This is a genomic window from Acidobacteriota bacterium, assembly GCA_003225175.1.
Classification (GTDB): Bacteria; Acidobacteriota; Terriglobia; order Terriglobales; family Acidobacteriaceae; genus Gp1-AA112.
Map to the genome: position 1 here is coordinate 1 of QIBA01000169.1, position 2719 is coordinate 2719.

The 2719-nt window shown below is 52.9% G+C and carries 4 protein-coding genes; 2 read left to right on the forward strand and 2 right to left on the reverse strand.

Translation table 11 applies throughout. The features are described from left to right. Window positions 1-7: 7 nt before the first annotated feature. Window positions 8-322, reverse strand: coding sequence for a hypothetical protein (locus DMG62_24130; GenBank protein PYY19934.1), 315 nt, complete (start codon window positions 320-322; stop codon window positions 8-10). Then, the gene (locus DMG62_24135) at window positions 315-587 is read right to left on the reverse strand and encodes a hypothetical protein (GenBank protein ID PYY19935.1); all 273 of its coding nucleotides are present in this window, start codon (window positions 585-587) and stop codon (window positions 315-317) included. The genes DMG62_24130 and DMG62_24135 overlap by 8 nt, the downstream gene beginning before the upstream one ends. Window positions 588-1039: 452 nt before the next feature. Here DMG62_24135 and DMG62_24140 point away from each other — a divergent pair, with 452 nt between their 5' ends. Together DMG62_24140 and DMG62_24145 are read left to right on the forward strand one after the other, a co-directional pair. Further along, window positions 1040-1699, forward strand: a complete 660-nt coding sequence (locus tag DMG62_24140; protein ID PYY19936.1) for a hypothetical protein — start codon at window positions 1040-1042, stop codon at window positions 1697-1699. Continuing rightward, a partial coding sequence (locus tag DMG62_24145) for a hypothetical protein (protein PYY19937.1) occupies window positions 1689-2719 on the forward strand: 1031 nt, incomplete at its 3' end. The genes DMG62_24140 and DMG62_24145, both read left to right, overlap by 11 nt.

Below are 2719 nucleotides of genomic sequence, written 5' to 3' on the forward strand. Positions count from 1 at the left end.
AATAACTCTAGTGCACTTGGCCGCCCTGATTTGCTTCTTGCGACTTCTTTAATCCCCGCCAGCGTTTGTACTGCTCGGTTTTTGCGGGATCGGGATCTTCATAGCCCTGTAGCCAGAAACGGAACCAGTCTACAGATCCGCCTTGCGAGGCCAGTCTTACGGCAGGGTTGGTCAGCTCATGCTCATCTGTGTGCAGCATAATCAAGTCTACCGGCCTACCTAACCGATGCAGTCCAGCATAGGTTTCCCACATGAGGAGCACACTAAGCGGATCGTTTCCCACGACCATTAGAGGTGTGTTTACTTTATCGAGGCTAGGCATAGCGGAGCAACAGAGTCCGGAACGAACCCTTTTCTGAATCAAACTGCAGCATGTTCCGGTGAACTTCCAAGAACAACGCTTGAGCGACGTCTTCGGCTTCCCCCTCATGGAGCACTGCGTGCGCTAATCGGAACACCTGCCGCCAATAACGATCGAATAGGAGCAGATACGCCTCATAGCATCCCTTCTTCGCCTCGCGACAAAGCGATTCGTCGCTGAGGGCCTGGAGAGAGTGCGCACTGCGCCTTCGATCCCAAAAGCTCATGAGGGATCCCAAGTCAGAAATATGCACGTAGCAGGGTCAATCACGTGAACAGCGGAAGAGCACATAATTCGGGCGACTGCAAGAAGAGTACATCGAAGAGGTTTTCTGATCAAAGAAATCAATAGAATTTCAGCGAAATAAATTGTCTAGACGAAGTGGTACAAAGGGGCGTTTCCTTACGCAGCAAAGTCTCAATTGTCCAGCTTGAGCCGCCACGTTGGACATGCGATTTTGCGCGGCCCGAATCGGATCAACTCTCTTGGTCAAGGCGGTGCGACCCTGCTTCATCCCGCTTGATGCGACATTAATACCCGTAAAATCGACCGAGTTGTACCAGGAGTCTCGAAATTGTTATTGCTGTGATACTGCCTCGTCTCTCGTGTTAAATTCCCAATAGTTTCGGTTCGTGGTGCACGCGCAAGGACTCCATCACAAGCGGTCGAGGTTTTCATTTGGCTTCATCGGAACGTTTCATTCTTGCTAGTGTGTGGCCTGCGCGTGTCTCGGACCATGTGGACTCGAGAACCGCAGCCGACCTTTCCGACGATGAGCTCATGCTGCAAGTGAAAGCCGGCGACCAGGCTGCATTTGCTATCGTAATGAGGCGGCATGCACGAGCGGTGCTGGCGGTCGGGCGCCGAGTCCTTCACGATCAGGGCACCGCAGAAGAACTTGTCCAAGATGTCTTCTTGCTAATTTATAAACGAAGCGCTTTATTTGACTCGCAGCGCGGATCGCTTCGAGCATGGCTGATTCAGATCGCATATCACGAGGCCTACCGCGCCCGGCAACGCCTCACCTTGCGGCATATTTACGAAGAACAAACCATTGACAATTGTCTTGACGTACTCGAATCGGCTGTCACCCCCGAGTACCACGCCTTCCTGGCGCAGAGCGAAAATAGTCTGCGGCAGGCCTTCAAGCAATTGAGCAGGAAGCAGCAAGAAACGATGGAACTGTTTTTCTTCGAGGGCTACACGCTTCGTGAAATTAGCGAGCGCCTCGGGGAATCGCTGGGAAATGTCCGCCACTATTATTATCGGGCCCTGAAAGAAATGAAAGACATTATTGGTCGAGATGACCTGAAGATTGCGAGTCACTATGCGTCATAGGCACTCGGACGTTCCTCAAACCGACACTGACGGCCACGACTGTTACGACCAGCTCTGTGCATTGGCAAGCTCGGGAGGGCTGACTGCGAGCGAGTGGAGCCGACTGGCAGATCACCTCAAGGTTTGCAGTCAGTGTCGCGAGGAATTGGCCAAATACCAGGAAATTGGTACGTTCGGGATGGCGTTGATTGCTCCGACTGATCCGAGCCTCGATCTAGAAAATGAATGGTCTCCTGAATCTGCCGTTGCAAAACTGATGAGAAGACTCCAGGAACAGAAAGAGAGTGATATAGCGCTCGATGCGACGCCTGCTTTGGTGCCGATGGGAAACTCGCGGCACTGGCTGCCTGCGATGTGTTTCTCGCACTTGAATGCAGCTCTGCCCTATGCAGCAGTCATCGTGCTCTTCGCGACAATATCCGTTTCGCTTTACTTTTTGGGAATTCGAATCGCGGAACAGCGTTCAAATGCGCGTTCTCAATCCGGCGTTCAGCCAGTCGCGAGTCTCTATGCTCTATCGCGAGAACGCGCCGACCTACAACACGAGCTGCAATCCCGTTCTGCCAAAATGGAATCACTTTCCCGCGAGCTTCAGGACGCAAAGGTTGCTGTCAATACATTGGAAGCCCGCAAGAAATCGACAGATGAGACTATCAATCATTTGGAGCGGAGTTCCACAGATCAAGAAGCTGAGAACAATGTGCTCCGCTCTCAGTACCGAACTGCAGAGCAGGAGCGACTCGCCATTAGCGAAAAGCTGAAAGAATCCGAAGCCATTCTGTTTAGCGTCCAACGCAACTTCGATCTGCTGCGTGATCAGCACGCGGCGGACCTCGTACACATTGCGAGCCTGGAAAATCAAATCGGAAGTGTTCCCCATCAGCCCCAGCGTGTCGATTATGTGGAAGCGCGGCAGCTGCCATCCGCCGGGCCAGAGCTGGCCGACCTTATGGGGGCGAGAGACCTCTTTATCGCCGACGTGTACGACATCGACAAGACTGGCTTGCCCAAAAAACCCTT